This is a genomic window from Staphylococcus agnetis (assembly GCF_002901865.1).
GTDB lineage: Bacteria > Bacillota > Bacilli > Staphylococcales > Staphylococcaceae > Staphylococcus > Staphylococcus agnetis.
Genome location: NZ_PPQF01000006.1, coordinates 49,818 through 64,808, shown reverse-complemented (window position 1 = coordinate 64,808; position 14,991 = coordinate 49,818). Strand labels below are relative to the sequence as shown.

Annotated in this window: 12 protein-coding genes; 10 read left to right on the top strand and 2 right to left on the bottom strand. The window is 35.4% G+C overall.

Features of this window, described 5'->3' with window-relative positions; all coding sequences use genetic code 11:
- Positions 1–479 precede the first annotated feature (479 nt).
- A complete protein-coding gene (locus tag CD172_RS00855) occupies positions 480–2,345 on the top strand; it encodes a DUF5776 domain-containing protein (RefSeq protein ID WP_157950620.1) in 1,866 nt (621 codons plus the stop codon).
- A gap of 30 nt (positions 2,346–2,375) precedes the next feature.
- Positions 2,376–3,863, top strand: a complete 1,488-nt coding sequence (locus tag CD172_RS00850; protein ID WP_103345171.1) for a DUF6056 family protein — start codon at positions 2,376–2,378, stop codon at positions 3,861–3,863.
- Between the two features lie 130 nt (positions 3,864–3,993).
- Here CD172_RS00850 and nagE read toward each other — a convergent pair whose 3' ends face one another.
- The gene (gene nagE, locus CD172_RS00845) at positions 3,994–5,463 is read right to left on the bottom strand and encodes an N-acetylglucosamine-specific PTS transporter subunit IIBC (protein ID WP_103345170.1); all 1,470 of its coding nucleotides are present in this window, start codon (positions 5,461–5,463) and stop codon (positions 3,994–3,996) included.
- Between the two features lie 523 nt (positions 5,464–5,986).
- Between nagE and lip the strand changes: the two genes are divergently transcribed.
- On the top strand, positions 5,987–7,960 hold the full coding sequence (lip, locus tag CD172_RS00840; protein WP_103345169.1) for a YSIRK-targeted triacylglycerol lipase: 1,974 nt from the start codon (positions 5,987–5,989) through the stop codon (positions 7,958–7,960).
- A gap of 95 nt (positions 7,961–8,055) precedes the next feature.
- Here the strand turns inward: lip and CD172_RS00835 are convergent, their stop codons facing one another.
- Entirely contained in the window at positions 8,056–8,721 is a 666-nt protein-coding gene (locus tag CD172_RS00835; RefSeq protein ID WP_060551833.1) for an NAD(P)H-dependent oxidoreductase, read from the bottom strand.
- Positions 8,722–8,873: 152 nt separating this feature from the next.
- Between CD172_RS00835 and CD172_RS00830 the strand changes: the two genes are divergently transcribed.
- The 7 genes from CD172_RS00830 (at position 8,874) to CD172_RS00805 (ending at position 14,950) form a co-directional block, all read left to right on the top strand.
- Positions 8,874–9,743: a fructosamine kinase family protein gene (locus CD172_RS00830; protein WP_103345168.1), complete on the top strand. Its 870-nt coding sequence runs from the start codon at positions 8,874–8,876 to the stop codon at positions 9,741–9,743.
- 16 nt (positions 9,744–9,759) lie between these two features.
- On the top strand, positions 9,760–10,245 hold the full coding sequence (locus CD172_RS00825) for a DUF1648 domain-containing protein (protein ID WP_103345167.1): 486 nt from the start codon (positions 9,760–9,762) through the stop codon (positions 10,243–10,245).
- A 314-nt stretch (positions 10,246–10,559) separates the two neighbouring features.
- Positions 10,560–11,537 (top strand): ABC transporter permease, encoded by a 978-nt coding sequence (locus CD172_RS00820; RefSeq protein WP_234022037.1) that lies wholly within the window; start codon positions 10,560–10,562, stop codon positions 11,535–11,537.
- 85 nt (positions 11,538–11,622) lie between these two features.
- A complete protein-coding gene (locus CD172_RS00815) occupies positions 11,623–12,759 on the top strand; it encodes a serine hydrolase domain-containing protein (RefSeq protein WP_103345175.1) in 1,137 nt (378 codons plus the stop codon).
- A gap of 213 nt (positions 12,760–12,972) precedes the next feature.
- Positions 12,973–13,107 carry a hypothetical protein gene (locus tag CD172_RS13065; protein WP_256903602.1) on the top strand — a complete coding sequence of 45 codons (135 nt, stop codon included), beginning with the start codon at positions 12,973–12,975 and terminating at the stop codon, positions 13,105–13,107.
- Positions 13,108–13,133: 26 nt separating this feature from the next.
- Positions 13,134–13,802, top strand: a complete 669-nt coding sequence (locus tag CD172_RS00810) for a response regulator transcription factor (protein ID WP_103345166.1) — start codon at positions 13,134–13,136, stop codon at positions 13,800–13,802.
- Complete coding sequence (locus tag CD172_RS00805; protein WP_103345165.1) at positions 13,799–14,950, top strand: sensor histidine kinase; 1,152 nt, start codon at positions 13,799–13,801, stop codon at positions 14,948–14,950. Before CD172_RS00810 ends, CD172_RS00805 begins: the two co-directional genes overlap by 4 nt.
- Positions 14,951–14,991: the final 41 nt, after the last annotated feature.

Below are 14,991 nucleotides of genomic sequence, written 5' to 3'. Positions count from 1 at the left end.
GATATAAAATAGCGGTTATCCTTTCCTATATACAATATATAGATTATACGTTCGATAAAATTTATTTGAATGATTGTTGGTATACTAATTATAGGTTACATTTAATAAAATATAATCGTAAACATAGTTGCTAGTGGGAGGGATTGGTTTTTAATAACATTTTATATATGTTTAAATATAACAAAAGACTTAAAAATCTGTTGTTAATTATTTTTGTTTTGTGAATTGGATTAAATTGTATAATTTGAATCTAAAGATAAGTGTGAAAAGGAGACTCTGAACTCCTGAGTTTATTTGGTTGTATCGAAGTTTAATACATACCTAATTTATAAAGTCATTTTTCGTATCTCAAAATATGAATGACTTTAATATTAATATCCAAATTGAAATTATAAAAAAATTCAAATAGAGGATAAGAGTTGTTAATAAGTTAATAGCTTTGGTAAAATTAAAAAAATATCAAAATTGTGGGTGAAAATGTGGGAAAATTAATTTCAGTTATTATACCTGTATATAATAAAGCATCATTTTTGGAACGTTGCATCGAATCATTAGTTCACTTGAAAAATCACGCATCTGTTGAAGCTATATTTGTAGATGATTGCTCAACAGATGGTTCCTTGGAAATTATAAAGCGCTATGAATCAAAATATGAAATGATAAGATGTGTTGAACTCTCAGAAAATACAGGTGGCCCAGCAGTACCACGTAACATAGGTATGGAACAAGCTCAAGGGGAGTACCTTACATTTTTAGATGCTGATGATTGGTTAGATCATGAATATTTTACTGAATTTGTTGAACGAGTCAAGATAGACGATTCAGATATTGGATTTGGACGAACGTTCAAACATACCGATAAATCTATCTCTCAAGTTGCACGATTCCAATCTTACGACAATTTATCAGGACTTATACCTTATGAAATTGAAAAAGTTTTTCGTGCTGTAGGTCCACCGGGTAAAATTTTTAAAAAAGCACTTATTGAAAATCATAAATTAGAATTTAAGCATTGGAAATATGGGGAAGACAAATTATTTTTTATTGAATTAATATCGAAAGCAGCGTCAGCGACAATGACTACTTTACCTGTATATCATGTTAATCGTTATAGCCAAAATATTTCTTTAGTAAAGTCAACTACACCCTTTGAAAAAGCTAAAATCAACTATAGCTTATTAAAAGAAGTCATTAATCTAAATATACCTTATGTAGCAAAGATGTATGCTGTTTCAAGGTTTATGGAATTAGATTTTATGAGCCGCTTCTTTTTTACTAAAACTTTTAATAAAGCTCCAAATAAAAATGATTTTTATGAATTATTTAAAAAAGCGTGTGATTTGATCGAAGAAACAGGAATACCTATGGATGCACTTTTTACGATTGAAAAGTATAAAGTTGCTTACCAATTTTTTAAGGAAAATCAAATTTACGAGTTTGAAAACTTCGTGAAAACGTTGGTGGAAGATGATACATTTTCTCGATATATTGAAAATGGAATCGTACACATTGATACTTCAAATAGAGTATTCCCTACGATAGAAGTCCTATGTTACCCTGTATATCAAGGAACACAGATATCAAATGGTGAAAAATTTGAAGTGATAGAGGTATTTAAACCGGAAAACGTGTCAATTAGAGGTGTGAGAGCAGTAGAGGTGCGTAATGATATAAACGAAATGGTAATTCCCTATAGTTTAAAAGGCAATAAAATTTATATCCCATCTGAAGCATTACAATTCCACACAGAGATACCATTCAATATTGCTATTGATTATTTAAAGTATGATACAGAAATGGTTTTTGCCACATACCCCTCTACGCAAACAGAAAATGTTATGAAAAGAAAAGCTTTTAAAGTTGAATTTTCTCCACTAGATAGTATTAAAATTGGGGATAAACGTTATTTTAAACATGCTCCTGAAAAAGTAGTTGTTTTAAAAAAAATAAAATTGTACCAAGATGTTGACTTTAATACTATGATATCTGTGGTAGAACCGGGTACGTTTTTTAAAATTAAAGGAGTTACAAATTCTTCAAATGGTATACCACGGTTAGAAACAATAGACGGACATATTTTAACGGCCAATATTGACTTTATTGAACCGCTTCAATCTGTTGATGCGACGGTGTATATGACAGAACGGCCACAATTTGTAGAAGTAATCAAAAAATGCAAATTATATACGGATCGTTCATTTAAAAATGAGCCGATTCGTAGCATAAAAGTCGGGGAAAGATTTGAGGTTGAAACGCTTATTTACACTTCTAACCATACTCCGAGAATAAAAACTATTAATGGCGAATATCTTACTGCAAACAAAAATTTTGTTAAAGAAGTATAGAAATATAGTGTTAGAAGGAAGCGAATCTGAATGATGCTTGAACGTGTACTACGTTATCGTATTTTGGTACCAATTATATTTTTCTATTTTGTGATGAGTGTGTTGACTCCCTTAACACATGATGATTTAGAATGGGCAACATCATACGGTACAGAAATGTTAAATTCATTTTATGCGACATTGAATGGTCGATATTTGGGCAATACATTTGAAGTTATTGCGACGAGAATCCCACCTTTTCGTTATGTCATCTATGTTTTATTTTCGATAGGTATATTACTAATTATTCAAAAGAGTGCAGATGATATTTTGGGGGAAGATCGCCAGCCTAGCTACCATTTATTAGTTCTGTTTACCTTGATTTTATGCATACCTGCGACGATTTATAGTCAAATTTATGGATGGTTTGCAGGTTTTTACAATTATGTACCTGCTACTTTTGCCTCGCTTGTCATATTAAGGTATTGTGTTAAATTGATGTATCATAAAACATTGTTATGGTGGGAAATGGTAATTTTGATGATCACTGCTTTATTAGGGCAATGGTTCATGGAGAGTATGACATTGTTTAACGTTGGAATTATTTTGATTGCGACACTAGTCTATTATGTACAATATAGGAAACATTTAAAACAATTTTTAATCGCTTTAATTAGTTCAGTATTAGGCGCTATTATAATGTTTATCAATCCACAATATGTCAAAATTTTTAGTGGACAGTCTGATTATCAAAAAGTGGGCAACAAAGAGGAAGGGTTGTTAAATAGAATATTAAAAACGTTCTTAACGCAATTTCCTGAACATATCATTTATCAATCTATTTTAATATTATTGATTGTCGCTATATTATTAGGCATACTCCTTTATCGTAGTGACATATCACTTGTAATTAAATGGAGTTTGTTTGTAGGACTTGCGAGTGCACCTATTTATACATTTTTTATACGTATACCATTTGATTTGAATTTAAAATTACATGAAACATCCATTGCACTCTTGGATTTTACAATTGCCATTTTATTTTATAGTGTGCTCATTGTGGCAACGTGTTATACATCCGTACCAAAACGTTTAAAGACGTACATAGTTTTATTATTTGTTACAATTCCAATAATGGTTGCACCATTATTAATTGTTCAACCGATTGGACCACGTAACTTTTATTCAGTATTTATTATATTTGTGATGGTGGCGTTTTTAATATACCGATATTTGTTTTTCGAAGGACCACAATGGCAGGGGCTTATTAAAATTTTTGCAATTACTTTCTCAAGTATATATATTATCATGTTTTTAATTATTGCAATTTCTGATCACACAAGAATTGCAAAAATTCATCATGCTACTACTGAAAATCCTAAACTTAAAACGTATCATATGAAACGTCTACCTTTTGAAGATTACATGCAACGATCTTCACCTGAAACGGAGCGCCGGAAAAGAATATTTAAAGAGTACTATGAAATACCTCAAAATATAAAACTCGAATTCCCACCTAAAGTTGGGAAAGACTCATAAAAAGAGGCTATGACATAAGGTATCAGTTCCGTAATAGAAACACCACAAAGATCCTTTGAATGGGATTTTGTGGTGTTTTTCATTTGTATTCTATTGGGGCTAGGAATTATGTCCCTAATCCTTCGTTTTTTTATTTCTTATGGTGTTCCATTTGAACTTCCATTTCGTCAGCAACTTGTTGTACGTGTGTACCTATGATGACTTGAGCTTGATGTTTACCATTTTTCATAATGCCGACAGCACCTGCTGACTTTATTTTTGCTTCATTCATAAGGGTTGTATCATGTAATTCTAAGCGGAGACGTGTTGCGCAATTGGTGAGTGATACAATGTTTTCATGTCCTCCAAGCCCTTCAAGAATGTCAGAAGCGGTTTGAAAGTATTTTGTTTGATGCGCATGTGTTTCATTTGCCGTTAAATTCACTTCGGGATCAGGTATTTCTGTACCACGTCCAGGTGTTTTAATGTTAAATTTAACAATCATAAAACGGAATATGACGTAATACAAGACGAAAAATACTAGACCTTGCAGTATAAGCATCAATGGTGTGTGGGCGATTGGGTTAATTAAAGATAAAATATAATCGATTAAGCCCGCACTGAATGAAAAACCAGCTGTCCATTGGAAAGTTGCCGCGATAAATAACGACAAACCAGTTAAAAAGGCATGGATGACATATAACTGTGGCGCAACAAACATAAACGCAAATTCAATAGGTTCAGTAATCCCTACAACAAAAGCAGAAATTGCGCCTGCTAACATTAAACTAGCGACTTGTTTTTTGTTTTTAGAGTCAGCTGTATGATACATCGCAAGTGCAGCTGCTGGCACGCCAAACATCATAATCGGGAAAAAGCCCGCCATATAGCGCCCTGTAATACCTTCAGTTCCTTTTTGACTTTGGAAATTTGCAATATCGTTTACACCTGCAACGTCAAACCAAAATACGGCGTTTAATGCATGGTGCAATCCTGTTGGGATCAGTAAGCGGTTAAAGAAACCATATAGGCCTGCACCAATAGGGCCAAGACCTAATATAAATTCACCAAAATTCACTAAACCAGAATATACAAATTGCCACACAAATAATAAAAGTCCTGCCAATATAACACTGAACAAAGCGGTCATAATTGGGACGAGTCGTTTCCCACTGAAAAAAGATAATGCGGTCGGAAGTTCAGTTGAAGCAAATTTATTATAAGCATATGCGGCAATTAAACCGACCAAAATACCGATAAACACGTTCCCATTGTTAATATTTGCAAAACCGGCATTGACATCTTTAACAGCGATGTTCAAATAGGCTGCAACATTTTCGGGTTTGAGTAACGTTGTCACCGTAAAAAACCCGACGACCGTGGCCAGCGCTACCGCACCGTCGTTTTTCTTAGCCATACCAAGTCCGACACCAATGGCAAAAAGCAATCCTAATTGACCAATAATACCCATCCCTGCATTGAAAAAGAACGTATACGCAGCATTTGTATTATTTGTAAACGCTGCGATGGTGTTTGCAATCGCTATTAAAATAGCAGCAGCAGGAAGGACAGCAACAGGTAGCATTAAGGATCTACCGATGCGTTGTAAAAAGTTAAGCATATGTACACCTTCTATTCCTAAAATATGAAGTCCTATCAAGCTCAATTGATAAGCACAATCATTATATAATAGCGCTTTCAAATTAGATAGAGGCATGATACAAAATATGCAAATTTGTAATATTGTGGATAATTAAACATGCAGGAAGACATTAACCTAATATGTATAAGTATCAAATGGGACAAAGATAATAGCCTCGATAATGTTTGAACGTATTTTATGCAATAAGCAGATCAGTGACAAAGCTATGAAGACAAGAAATATATACGATTCATTAAACACTGACTTTATGTTTTTATATTTAAAATTGGTAAGTTAGCGTGCAATTGAACACTTAGGAAATGTGTTTTGACAGTTAGGCAAAAAATATGCGTAACTGTTTGGAGGAAATAGTGATTTTCAACAGTTAAGCACACAAATTTAACAGTTAGGCAACTTTACAATATTTTAATTGAAATTTGGTAGACTACTTTTAAACTCGCCGAAGTGGGGAGCTACTTTTACTTTTGAAGGGATTGGTTTAATGAAAGAAACAAAACAACATCACACATTTTCAATTCGTAAGTCGGCGTTTGGCGCGGCTTCAGTAATGGTCGCATCATTTGTATTTGTCATCGGAGGGGGCGCGGCAGAAGCACATGAAACGACATCACAAGTAGCACCAACAATAGAAGGCACACAAACAACACAACCAGCATCATCCATGCATAAGACTCAAACGGCATCTTTACATACAGCTTCATCTGAACATATTGATGCCTCTAAGGTAGAAACGCCAATGACTACAAAAGCAGTTTCACCTTCAACAACAGAAGCAAAAGGTCAACCTGCGACGGATGTGACATCAACGCAACAACCTCAAACAGTGGTTCAACCTTCACGTCATGCACATGAGACACCGGTAGTTGATAAAGCACAGCAACATCCGCAATCAGCGATACAGGCGACGACGTCAGTACCACAGTCATCAACTACTCAAAAGTCAGATGAACCAAATAAATCAGTAGAAACGGAAGCTCAATCTGTTGAACGTCCTACGTCTAACGTAGAACACCATGAAACTAAATCTGCTTCTAAAGTGACAACACCACCATCAATAGATCGTGAATTTAGCCATAAAATCATCAATGACCCGCATGCAGCTACAACAACGCAAGACAAAAAGGATGAAAAAAGCGCTGCGACTGAAGATTCAGTGTCAACCCAAAATGACAAAACAATGACGGCGCAACCGACACAAGTAGAAGCACCAAAAGTGAAATCGGCAACAACGCAAAATAACGTCACACAACAAGCTGGCGACAAAAAGCCAACGGTCAAAGCAGCACCAGAGGCTGTTCAAAACCCAGAAAAACCTAAGAATAAAGATCCATTTGTATTTGTTCATGGCTTTACTGGATTTGTAGGAGAAGTTGCAGCTAAAGGTGAAAATTATTGGGGTGGTACAAAAGCGAACTTACAAAATCATTTGCGTAAAGCAGGGTATGAAACATATGAAGCGAGTGTCAGTGCGCTTGCGAGCAATCATGAACGTGCGGTAGAACTTTATTATTATTTAAAAGGTGGACGTGTAGATTACGGGGCGGCACATTCTGCGAAATTTGGCCATGATCGCTATGGTAAAACGTATCAAGGTGTTTTAAAGGACTGGAAACCAGGAAATCCTGTACATTTTATCGGACATAGTATGGGAGGCCAAACGATTCGTTTATTAGAACATTATTTGCGTTTTGGTGATGCTGCTGAAATCGCGTATCAAAAACAACATGGTGGTGTCATCAGCGATTTATTTAAAGGTGGTCACGATGGTATGGTCACGTCAATTACAACAATTGCAACGCCACATAATGGGACACATGCCTCTGATGATATTGGTAACACGCCTACGATTCGTAATATTTTATATTCTTTTGCGCAAATGTCGAGTCATTTAGGAACGATTGACTTTGGTATGGACCACTGGGGGTTTAAGCGTAAAGATGGTGAATCATTAACCGATTATAATAAGCGTATTGCAGAAAGTAAAATTTGGGATTCTGAAGATACAGGGCTTTATGATTTAACACGAGAAGGGGCAGAAAAAATCAATCAAAAAACAGAGCTGAACCCAAATATTTACTATAAAACATACACAGGTGTTGCAACGCATGAGACACAATGGGGCAAACATATCGCTGATTTAGGTATGGAATTCACTAAAATTTTAACTGGCAATTATATTGGGAGCGTAGATGATATACTATGGCGTCCGAATGATGGCTTGGTATCTGAAATTTCATCACAACACCCATCTGATGAAAAAAATATTAGTGTTAATGAAAACTCGGAACTACATAAAGGCACATGGCAAGTGATGCCGACCATGAAAGGTTGGGATCATAGCGACTTTATCGGAAATGATGCCTTAGATACGAAACACACTGCATTAGAATTAACCAATTTCTATGATTCGATTACAGATTATTTAATGCGTATTGAAAAGGCCGAAAGAGTCTAGAAATGATAATGAATGACGAATTTAAAGTAACACATGCGAAAACCTTCAAAATGATAAAATTTGAAGGTTTTCGTATAAGTATGAGGTTATTATGTTTAATCAATCCATTGAACGACATCATTGAATGTACGTCGTGTTTTTTTACGAGTGGGGTCGTCAAGACGATAACCAAAAGCGACCATGACAGACGGATAATAATCATCTGTATGGATATATCCTTTATCCCTTAAAAGTTGAGCGACCTCTTCATATAAAAATCCTTCCATAGGACAAGAATCTATACCTAACATTGCGGCAGTGGTCATCATATTACCGAGTGGGATATAAGTTTGTTTACCAGCCCAATCCAGTAATGTACGCTCATTTTGATATAAATCATTACTTTCATTTTGGAATTTAGAAGTGGCGTCTAATTTTTGTTGTGCCATTTCTGGTGACATTTGATGAATGACTTCTAACATGTGACGGACGTAATCATTTTGTGGTCGAACATTTTTACGTGCTAAAATAAGGATAAAGTGACTCGCAGTATCCAATTGTTTTTGTGCGCCCCAGCAATAAGGTTTAAGGGCTTCACGTAAATCTTTATTTTGTATAACTAGAAATTTCCAAGGCTCTAATCCTAGGGAACTCGGGGATAAGCGGCCCGTTTCTAAAATGGTATGCATGTCGTCTTCACTTATTTTTTTAACAGGATCAAATTGCCGTATGGCATGACGAAAATGATAGGCATCGAGCACACGTTGTTGTACATCTTTCATTTAATATTCGCTCCTTTTAAGTAATCATACTTAAAGTATAGAAAAGATATACTTTAATTTAAAATGAAGTGTTTCATAAACATAACGGTATAAGTGATTGTCATACTATACGGGTAACTTAAATACAAAAGGGATAAGAAGGGATGATACAAATGAAAATGGATTTATGGCGCACATCTTTACCACTTAATGACATCACAGCCATCACACCAGTTTCAGGTGGAGATGTCAATGACGCATATAAAGTAGAAACGTTAGAAGAAACGTATTTTCTTTTGATTCAACCAAACCGTTCTGAACAATTTTATGCAGCAGAAATTGCAGGACTCGAAGCATTTGAAAAAGCAGGTATTACTGCACCACGTGTCATTACTACTGGAGAAATAAACGGGGATGCATATTTAATTTTATCTTATTTAGAAGAAGGGACGTCTGGACGTCAAGAAGATTTAGGCCGTCTCGTTGCCCAATTACATCGTACTGAAAGTGAAAATGGACGGTTCGGCTTTCATCTCCCGTATGAAGGAGGCGACCATCGCTTCGATAATACATGGACTGATAATTGGGCGACGCTCTTCTTAGAACAACGCATCATGCCATTAAAACACATGATCGTCTCTCAAAATTTAATGACTCAGGAAGATTTGGCATTGTTTGAAAAAGTGTATGACATCATGTCGCAGACGTTAAGCCATCATACGAGTCGACCATCCTTGTTACACGGAGATTTATGGGCTGGCAACTATATGTTTTTAACAGATGGGACACCTGCATTGTTTGACCCATCACCATTATATGGGGATCGAGAATTTGACCTCGGAGCAACAAAAGTATTTGGTGGTTTTTCAGAAGCGTTTTATGACGCTTATCATGAGGCCTATCCTTTAAGTGAAGGGGCGAGTTCACGCATTCAATTTTACGAATTGTATTTATTATTAGTGCATTTAGTGAAATTTGGAGCAATGTATGCTGGCAGTGTACGTAAAGTCATGAAACAAATTGTTGCAAAAACATCAATATAAAACGGAGTGAGGCATCATGAATAACAAGAGACATCTAATGAATGTATTAAATGGTTTATGTTTCATATTATGGTTGATTGCACTGAGTTACTTAGGTCTCATGTATCACAAAATGCCTGATCAGGTTGGAACGCATTTTACGCTTTTAGGTCATGCAGATGCTTTCGGGAATAAGGCGAATTTATGGCTGTTACCTGTGGTGTTTGTGTTGATTTGGAAGATAGGGGTGCTTTTAATCTATGCGCTACCTACTTTGCGCAATATACTATCAAATGATAAACAGCCGGTCGTCACACATCAATTCATTATTACCGGACTCTTTAGTATCATACATGTCACTGTTTGGATGCTGTATATGAATCAATTACATCATCTATTACACGGCGAACACAATATCACTGCAATTTTTACATTGTTACCGATTGTTTCAATATGTATTTATAGCATCATTCTCATTAGTTATGGATTTAAAAAACAACGAAAAAAGCGTCACAGGAACTGAATGTTTCTGTGACGTTTTTAATGAGGAAATTTATACCATAAAAATGCTCAATAGAACACAGACAATTATATGAATGATTACAGCAACCCACGCCCATTTTTTGATAAATGACACGTTGAATACAGCAATACCCAAAATAACCATGACGAGACAATATTTTGAATGCTTATCGCCCCTAAAATTGGATTTCCTGGTGAAAGGATATTTAATGACCCGATATTAATATCAGGTAGTTGCAATCCGAATCCCCATTGTAGGCTTAAAATCACAATCTGAGCGGCACAAGCGGATCGCATCATTCATATTTTAAATGGGTGTATTCAAAAAGAAGAGGTAAGGTTGCGAATACGAATCCTGTTACTGCTACTGATATAGATATGGCACGTCAAGTTAAAGGGGTTAAAGACGTCAAAATTAAAACAAATGATGAGAACGGTTTAACAAGTAAAGCAAGTAGCACGAATAAAAAAACAGACATCGCGATAAAGCCAGTCTCTTCCGCGAAAGACGTTGAAGAAGGTCAAGCATTTACAAAAGATGATAATGACATGACAGAGCGTGTGGCGACGATTAGTTCAGATGTTGTTGACACTTTATTCAAAGGCGATGCAATTGGAAAAACGATTTATATCGATGGAATGGGATTTACAGTTAAGGGCATTCATGATGAGTTTATGACCCCAAATCTCGTACAAGTTCAGACAAAAACAGTAAAACGATACTTACCTACGTTGACATCATCACTGCCGCAATTAGAAGTGACATTTCAAGAATCTATGAGTAAAAAAGAAGTTGGTAATGCCGTTGCAGATAAATTAAACAAAAATGGCTCGGCGGTTGGTGATGGCACATATCAATATACAGATTTAGAAGCGTTAATGAAAAATATCAATAACGTGTTCGATGCAATTACCTATTTTGTGGCAGCAGTTGCAGGTATTTCATTATTTATAGCAGGTATTGGTGTGATGAATGTAATGTATATTTCAGTCGCAGAACGAACAGAAGAAATCGCGATTCGTCGTGCTTTTGGAGCAAAGGGGAGAGATATTGAATTGCAATTTCTCACAGAAAGTATTATTCTATGCTTGATTGGTGGCGTGATTGGTTTGGTTATCGGTATGGGTATTGCGTCTATCGTGGATGCATTAACGCCAGACTATATACGCAGTTCAGTCACTTTGGGTTCTGTTTTACTCGCTGTTGGTGTATCTTCATTCATTGGGATTGTTTTTGGATGGATTCCAGCACGTGCAGCTTCTAAGAAAGAACTTATCGATATTATCAAATAGTGTTAAAATGAGTGTTTTGTTGAAAGGTTAAAAAGAGGGAAAATGTAGAGTGAAAAATAGAAGTAGAGCTTTATTAAAGAAAGTAATGTTAGGTTTAGTAGCTTTAGTCATTTTGATAGGTAGTGCCAGTATTTATCGTTATTTCAAACGCCAACATGAACAACACCTTACAGAATTTATAACCCAGCAACATGCGAAAGATGGCATCAAATCGGATAAAATTCCGCGATTAAAAACAATGGTTGATCAAGATAACAGCACGTATGCTACGATTGATCAATATTTAAATAAGACTGATTTTAATGGGGGTATTGCCATTTTTGACAATGGCGAGTTGAAAATGAATAAAGGGTATGGGTTCCAAGATATCGAAGCCGGTAAAAAGAATGGGCCTAATACACTTTATCTCATTGGGTCAGCGCAAAAGTTTTTTACAGGGATGATGGTTAAAAAACTAGAATTAGATGGTAAAATCCATCTTAATGATCTCGTAGATGACTATTTGCCTGATTTTGAAACCAATCCAAAAATCACATTAAAAGATTTGATGTTACATCGTAGTGGTTTATATCGATATGAAGGCTCTCATGATATCTTGGATTTAGACGGTGCTGTACAAGCCATTCATGATAAAGGGATTAATCCTAAAACGTATCATAAACATTTTTATAACGATGCGAATTATCTTGTGCTTGCGAAAGTGGTAGAAGAAGTCACGCAAAAAAGTTATACAGAAAACTATTATAAAGCATTTGCCAAGCCGTTCAATCTTAATCATAGTGCGTTTTATAATGATGTCCGATATCAAAAAGATATGGCCAAAGGATACAAATTAAGTGATCATATCCCCGTGTTTAAACAACCCGTGTTTTTAGATCAGTATTATGGTGCGGGCAATTTATATATGTCGCCTTACGATATGGGCAAGATGATTCGAAAATTGCAAACGAACCAAGTTTTTTCATCACAAGAAACAGAGTCGTATTTGCATGAAATTAAGTCTTCACGTTACCCAGAAAATTACCGTTATGGTTTTTATGTATTTCCAGACTTTAACCGCATTAATGGTGTGTTTTTTGGACAAACATTTACAGCTTACTTTAACGGTCGTTTTACAGTCGTTCTAGCCACAAATTATGAAAATCATAAACCGAATTTGAACGAAAATAAAATTAAACACATCTTTTTTGATATATTACAACAACCAAAAAGGAAAAAATAAAATCTTATAAATAGCCTTATACTACCCGCAAAGTCGATGTCTATGTGGGTAGTTTTTTATGTTGTTTTTCAATAGAGAAAAGATACATTGTAACTATCAATAAAATCATCATTGTGTGATCAACGTCATATTATTGCATAGAATGATGCGTTTTATATACTGCGTCATCGTGGTATATAATAGGGATAATATATTGAACAGGAGGCTTTGATCATGAAAACTTTTTATAAAGCATGTGCTTATGTGGCCGGTATGATTGGGGTAATGGTCATGTGGGGCGTCGCGATTTTAACACTCCAACAATATCGTATTGACGCGGATATGAATAAAGATGTCAAAACATCATAACAACTTAGAAAATATGAGGTGATTGAATGAAAGTCCTACTCATCGAAGACAATCGCATGATTGGGGATTTACTTCAAAATATGTTGAAACTTCGTCAGTACACTGTAGATTGGTTAACGACTGGCGAAGAGGTAGCATTATATATGGATCAAATTCATTACGACATCATTCTCGTGGACTGGATGTTACCGGATACGAGTGGTGTGGATATTATCCAGCGCATACGTGATGGGGGCAATCCAGTCCCTATTATTATGTTAACAGCGAAATCGCAAACTACAGATAAAGTTGAAGGACTTACTGCAGGAGCAGATGATTATGTGACGAAACCGTTTGAGTTTGAAGAATTAGAAGCACGTATGCTTGCGGTAATGAAACGGTACCATGCGATAGACCATCACGTGAAAACAATAGGGAACGTGACGTTTGATTATCAAAAACATCATTTTATGAAAGATGGGCATATCTTAGAGTTTACCCAAAAAGAGTATCAATTATTAGAACTTTTATTTTTAAATGCGGTTGTTTCAAGGGGCTTAATTATTGAAAAAGTATGGTATTTAGATCAAATCGTAACTGACAATAATATTGATGCACTCGTTCGACAACTTAGAAAAAAATTAACGCAACTACATACATCACTTCAAATTAAAAGTATTCGCGGCGTGGGTTATAAATTGGAAGTGATAGCATGACAAACTATCGATTTTGGCCAGCTTTTCTAAAATATGCAGGAATGTTATTTGCCTTATTAAGTGTCTTGTTCATCATTATCGTTATCTTGTTTAGCTATAAATTGAATCAAGAAATTAATGAGACGGCTCAACGTCAGACATCAAGTGTTCAAACAACACTCGCACAACATCAAAAGGTCAATCCAACACATGATCATTTTGTTGTGAAACATGGAAAAATCATTGAGGCATCCACCCCATTTTCAACACGAGAACTTGAAACACGTTTTCTTCAGAATTCAACGACTACACCATATATTGATGAAAGTCGGTACGGCGTATTTGATGTGAGAACCGTCTCGCTCTCGAATGAAAGGACATTATATAGTTTAACGAATGTTCATGATTTCCATGAAACTAAAGGATTTTTAATTTCAGTATTAATTGGATGCTTTTTGCTAGGATTTATTTTAATGATGGGATTAGCGTATTATCTTGCGCAGCGTCCGATTAAAGTTTATGAACAATTGATGCACGATCAACGCCTGTTCATTCAAAATGCATCACATGAAATGAAAACACCCATCGCATCGTTGTTACTTGGAACACAGTATATCGACATGCTTGAACATGAACATTTAAGTACGACGAGTAAGCAAACGTTAGCGCAAATGAAAACTGAAGTGACCTATATGCAACAACTCATAGACTCGATGTTAGAACCTGATATGACCATTAAAGATTTAGATGAGATTCACATTGCCACAGTGTTAGATGAAGCGGTTCAATCTGTTGAGATGGCATATCATATACCGATTAAACGTTTATATGCACGTCATTTGAAATATCCTATTTTGCCTTTACATTTAAGGCAAATTGTGAATATTTTGTTGGAAAATGCGGTGAAGCATAATGAATCTGATGTAAAGGTAGCTATAAGTGCATCGAAAACAATCAATGGTATTGAAGTACGTGTGAGTGATGATGGTGTGGGCATTGCAAAAGAAGAACAGCAGCATATTTTTAAAAGATTTTACAGAGGTAACCAAAACCAAAAGGGGTCTGGTATTGGTTTAGCATTGTTGCAAGCACGTGTACATCAATATGGGGGTGTTGTAACGGTAATGTCAAAAAAAGGAAAAGGCACAACATTTTTAATAAAACTTTAAAAATTTCAGGTTCATTTCAGTTTTCCTCTATATAGTAAGCT

What these genes read in the sequence shown, in the direction of transcription:
- CD172_RS00850 (WP_103345171.1), top strand. Translation starts at nt 2,376, where the DNA reads ATGATGCTTGAACGTGTACTACGTTATCGTATTTTGGTACCAATTATA.
- nagE (WP_103345170.1), bottom strand. Translation starts at nt 5,463, where the DNA reads ATGCTTAACTTTTTACAACGCATCGGTAGATCCTTAATGCTACCTGTT.
- lip (WP_103345169.1), top strand. Translation starts at nt 5,987, where the DNA reads ATGAAAGAAACAAAACAACATCACACATTTTCAATTCGTAAGTCGGCG.
- CD172_RS00835 (WP_060551833.1), bottom strand. Translation starts at nt 8,721, where the DNA reads ATGAAAGATGTACAACAACGTGTGCTCGATGCCTATCATTTTCGTCAT.
- CD172_RS00830 (WP_103345168.1), top strand. Translation starts at nt 8,874, where the DNA reads ATGAAAATGGATTTATGGCGCACATCTTTACCACTTAATGACATCACA.
- CD172_RS00825 (WP_103345167.1), top strand. Translation starts at nt 9,760, where the DNA reads ATGAATAACAAGAGACATCTAATGAATGTATTAAATGGTTTATGTTTC.
- CD172_RS00815 (WP_103345175.1), top strand. Translation starts at nt 11,623, where the DNA reads ATGTTAGGTTTAGTAGCTTTAGTCATTTTGATAGGTAGTGCCAGTATT.
- CD172_RS13065 (WP_256903602.1), top strand. Translation starts at nt 12,973, where the DNA reads ATGAAAACTTTTTATAAAGCATGTGCTTATGTGGCCGGTATGATTGGG.
- CD172_RS00810 (WP_103345166.1), top strand. Translation starts at nt 13,134, where the DNA reads ATGAAAGTCCTACTCATCGAAGACAATCGCATGATTGGGGATTTACTT.
- CD172_RS00805 (WP_103345165.1), top strand. Translation starts at nt 13,799, where the DNA reads ATGACAAACTATCGATTTTGGCCAGCTTTTCTAAAATATGCAGGAATG.